This is a genomic window from Motilimonas cestriensis (assembly GCF_021295315.1).
In the GTDB taxonomy this organism is placed as follows: Bacteria; Pseudomonadota; Gammaproteobacteria; order Enterobacterales; family CBDFNC01; genus Motilimonas; species Motilimonas cestriensis.
Genome location: NZ_JAIMJA010000051.1, coordinates 1 through 4,103, shown reverse-complemented (window position 1 = coordinate 4,103; position 4,103 = coordinate 1). Strand labels below are relative to the sequence as shown.

5 protein-coding genes are annotated in these 4,103 nt (G+C 42.8%); 1 reads left to right on the top strand and 4 read right to left on the bottom strand.

The window, feature by feature from the left end:
* Positions 1–110 precede the first annotated feature (110 nt).
* The 3 genes from K6Y31_RS21790 to K6Y31_RS21780 all read right to left on the bottom strand — a co-directional run bounded on the left by K6Y31_RS21790 (position 111) and on the right by K6Y31_RS21780 (position 1,715).
* Entirely contained in the window at positions 111–743 is a 633-nt protein-coding gene (locus K6Y31_RS21790) for a hypothetical protein (protein ID WP_233055142.1), read from the bottom strand.
* 66 nt (positions 744–809) lie between these two features.
* Positions 810–1,220 carry an NUDIX domain-containing protein gene (locus tag K6Y31_RS21785; protein WP_233055141.1) on the bottom strand — a complete coding sequence of 137 codons (411 nt, stop codon included), beginning with the start codon at positions 1,218–1,220 and terminating at the stop codon, positions 810–812.
* Positions 1,221–1,295: 75 nt separating this feature from the next.
* On the bottom strand, positions 1,296–1,715 hold the full coding sequence (locus K6Y31_RS21780) for a hypothetical protein (RefSeq protein ID WP_233055140.1): 420 nt from the start codon (positions 1,713–1,715) through the stop codon (positions 1,296–1,298).
* 207 nt (positions 1,716–1,922) lie between these two features.
* On the opposite strand from K6Y31_RS21780, the gene K6Y31_RS21775 reads away from it, so the two are divergent.
* Positions 1,923–2,966 (top strand): IS110 family RNA-guided transposase, encoded by a 1,044-nt coding sequence (locus tag K6Y31_RS21775; RefSeq protein WP_233055139.1) that lies wholly within the window; start codon positions 1,923–1,925, stop codon positions 2,964–2,966.
* A gap of 490 nt (positions 2,967–3,456) precedes the next feature.
* Here K6Y31_RS21775 and K6Y31_RS21770 read toward each other — a convergent pair whose 3' ends face one another.
* Positions 3,457–3,828, bottom strand: coding sequence for a nuclear transport factor 2 family protein (locus K6Y31_RS21770; RefSeq protein WP_233055138.1), 372 nt, complete (start codon positions 3,826–3,828; stop codon positions 3,457–3,459).
* Positions 3,829–4,103: the final 275 nt, after the last annotated feature.

Sequence of the window (4,103 nt, the reverse complement as noted above, 5' to 3'; positions counted from 1 at the left end):
GCTCTCGTACCAGTGCAATGGCATCAAGTTTGAATTCTTTTGAATAGGTTTTACGTGTTGTCATTTCAATCTCCAGTTAAATCAATTATGTCTTAACTGGGTTAGTCGTATCAATTAAACCACGTCAAACACTGCTTTTGATTCCAGCGTCCATTAGGATCATAGTCTTTGGTGCCACCATTTCTAGTTGGAACAGAAAAACAACGAACTACCCGCCCATCCATAGATATGAACTCGAAGCATAGTTTCTTACAAATACCTTCTAATAGCGGAAATACCAGATAAGCCAAAGCTAAACCAGATTCTTGAATAAAGAACTTAGCATTATGAGGAATTAACTGATCACGTTGAACTTGTTGATCCCATTCTTCACGCGAAGGTGCTGGCTTTTTACAGTGTGCCAATGAAGCTCTTACGCATGTTTCAAATAATTTCCGTAATTCATATTCATTATCTTCGAAAGCCCCCGACTCTCGGGACAAAATTATCTCTGCACACCATGACCACAAACCAAAATGGTCTTGATCTACAACTGTATTTAATCCAGGCAAAAGGAGAACTTTTGATAAGCCAGTGATCGTAGCTTTTAATCCGTCATAGTCTAATTCATGGAATTGAACGCCATTCCTTAACAAACGATACTGCTCTGATTCTCCACCTATACCTATCCCCCCTTCAGGCAACTGTACAGCTTCACACCAAGAATCGCATAGCTCCAATATTTTTTCTGCTGGAATTGTCAAATGATCTCCTTTTAATGCTAACGTTATTCGGTTGCGGTGAGGTCACGAATCCGCAACCCGTATTTGTTAGAGTCCACCCTGTTCGAGTAATCCCTGTAATTTACTTGCCGCCGTTTCAGGCTGCAAATTAATAGCCTGTAACTCTTTTACACCGATCCATTGAGGTTCGTATGTGTTATTTTCGGATTGTTTGAATCTTTCGGGACCGTCACCAAGCTTTACTTTGCCTGTAACAGAGCCTATCGAAAAATAACTTTCTTTTCGCCCGTCATTTAACTGCTCGAACACTAGATTTACGTCTTCTGCAATTAAACTCGTCTCTTCCTTAATTTCCCGAATAACGGCTTCTTTCGTAGACTCTCCCAGTTCAACACTTCCGCCAGGAAAAACCCAATACTCACACCCATTCTTCACACGACGCATGAGTAGTATTTCTTCTGATTCATTAAATATCAGCGCACAAGCCCTAGGATTCATATGTGACTCTAACGCCTCAATAACCGGCGCAGCTTTGCTGCGTCCGGCGCCGAAGGCGCGAGGTTGATTGACTTGTTAGCTGGCTTGATGACAAGACAATTCTTCATGATTGATAAATGGAGTGACTTCGCCACTCAGAGCTCTTTCTTGAGAAAAATTGGAGCCGATACCGTCAGTTAATTGCTCAATTGTATATTCTTCTAACGCTTCAACTTCATCTGCAGAGAGATGCCTAGACAGCTGATATTCAATTGAGCCAATCAATGCGCCAGAAGAAGAGTCATAAGTAAATGATAAAATGCCCCCGGAAACATACTCAGCGAAGCCCTCTGTTTCCTCTCTATCATAGAGATAGTCAGAAAACTCTTCATCTTGGTAGCTTAATCCATTTAAGGATTCCAAAGTTGTCTTGTCACTTATCAGGTCAAGAGATCCATCATCATTTTCTTCAACACTGGCTACAAGTGCTGGGCCAGTAAATTTTATTGTTGGCATTTGTTCTCCTTCGCGATGAATTCTTAAGGCCAGCTAACGCCCGGCTCACCGAGCAAATTTTTGATGGCGGCTTTTGTGCGCATTTTTGCACAAAAGGTGACAGCGGAAATTTGTCCGGTGCAGCCGCTTGATAGTCATTGAGCCCCCTCCCGCAAACCTCTAACCGAGGTATGCTTAAGGTGTCTAAACCGAACAGGAGAAAGCTCAATGAACTTTTATAATAACGCACATCCATATTACTGTGGTATCGATTTACATGCCCGTATTCTTTATGTTTGCATCATTGATTTACAAGGCGAAATTGTCCTCCATCAAAAAATAACTGCCGATAAGGAGGCTTTACTGACCTTACTTGAGTCTTACATTGGCAACATCGTTGTTGGCGTTGAATGCATGCATTGTTGGTATTGGGTCTCTGATTGGTGCCACGAGAAAGGCATTGATTTCGTCCTAGGCCATGCCCTCTACATGAAAGCCATTCACGGGGGCAAAGCCAAAAATGATAAAATCGACTCCTTTAAAATTGCCTGCTTATTAAGAGGTGGCAATTTCCCGCTGGCTTATACCTATCCGAAAGCCATGCGTGCTGCTCGGGACTTATTACGACGTCGCACTAAAATTGTTCGTCACGGCGCCATGCTCAAAGCCCATGTCGCAAACACCAACAGCCAGTACAATCTCCCTGCCACCGAATTAAATCTCAAAAACATCAGTGCAAGGCAACAACTACGGCAACAATTTGATGATCCAATCGTTCAGCGCAATATCGACATGGACATGGCTTTGCTCGACTTCTACGCCAAAGAGCTGGCTCAGGTCGAATGGTTCATCGAGCAGCAAGCCAAAGCCATGCAGCCCGCTTACCTGAGTATCCTTCGAACTGTCCCTGGCATTGGTAAAATATTGGCGCTCACTATCCTTTTTGAAATCGGCGATATTGAACGATTTGAATCGGTGCAAAAGTTTGCCTCCTACTCACGACTCATCAAGTGCAAAGCGGAATCTGCCGGTAAAACCTATGGCACTCAGGGCAACAAAATTGGTAACGGCCATCTGAAGTGGGCATTTTCAGAAGCGGCAGTGCTCTACCTGCTTGGCAATGACAAAGCACGTGCCTACCTAAATCGATTACAAAAACGGATGAGTAAAGGTAAAGCGCTTTCAGCACTTGCCCATAAACTCGGCCGGTGCGTCTACTTCATGTTAAAAAATAAAACGGTATTTGATGAACAACGATTCTTAAATAACTGACGCTTAAGTCGCGCAATAAGGTGAGCTGAAGACCTAACTCGATAACGGCGAGCATCTCGTGGACATCATGATAATTGAAGCCTGACTTCTAATGTAACGATGAACACTATGCCAATGCTTAAAGCGATTTCGCCTTGATTAGACACCTTATTGGCGCGCATAAAACAATCAGCAAAATCGCTTACACCTTGGCTGAGCCTGAAACTAACTGTGCCTTGAGCACCTTTGACTTGAATAGTGCCAGCACGAGGTTAACCGATAACTGTCTAGTGCCCCTGTTATTTTCATGGATGAAAAACAACAGGCAGCGGTGAGACCGCACTAAGAGAGCCTCAATATGTGTTTGTTGTAGGCGATATCCTAACAACAGCATGACAAAGCGAAGTAAACGCCTTTGCTGATTGGCTTTAAATTCGATTAAAAAACAGTCGAAGGGATCAGCGTACCTCTTGACAAACGGGAGGCTCATATGTGTTAGGCAAGTTTCGTTTCATGCAGATTCCGCCCGCATACTGCCTGAAATTATACGCCAGTCAGACGAAAATTTGTGCCACACACGGATATAGCGAATTTTCTCATTCTGTTTCTTATCGCCGAAGTGTGCAGACGCATCCATCAATGTGTTCACAACAGCAGTACCGTCAAAAATGTTGATTCTTCTATCGATGACTTCCATTTTGGCAATCCGAAAATCGGGAGACCTATGAAGATTCAAATCATCCGCTTTTCCAACGACGCTACCGTCTAGAGCCAAAAATATTAACTTCTCATCAATGAGGATAGATAGCTCATCAATATCGCTTTTTAGTTGAGCCAACCTAAGCCTCTCTTCACACGCAGCAATCATTTCCTCTGTATTCATTGTAATCCCTCAGCTTTGGTTCGATATTTGCCTAACGAGCCCGTAGAATTACTCGTTTTAAAATATATTTTTATGATCCACCAAACCATAGCTGAGTTCTTGTTTTGACTCAATTGTTTCGTCTTTTTCTGCTGGGATGAAGATTATCTGAAAGCTGGGACACCCACCAAAATAAATAGGCTATTTTAGACCAAGCCACCACAACAATTGCCAAATCTTATTTACTGATTTGCGACTAGAGCATCTACTGTCGGTTCGTTTAAAACTGGAAAATT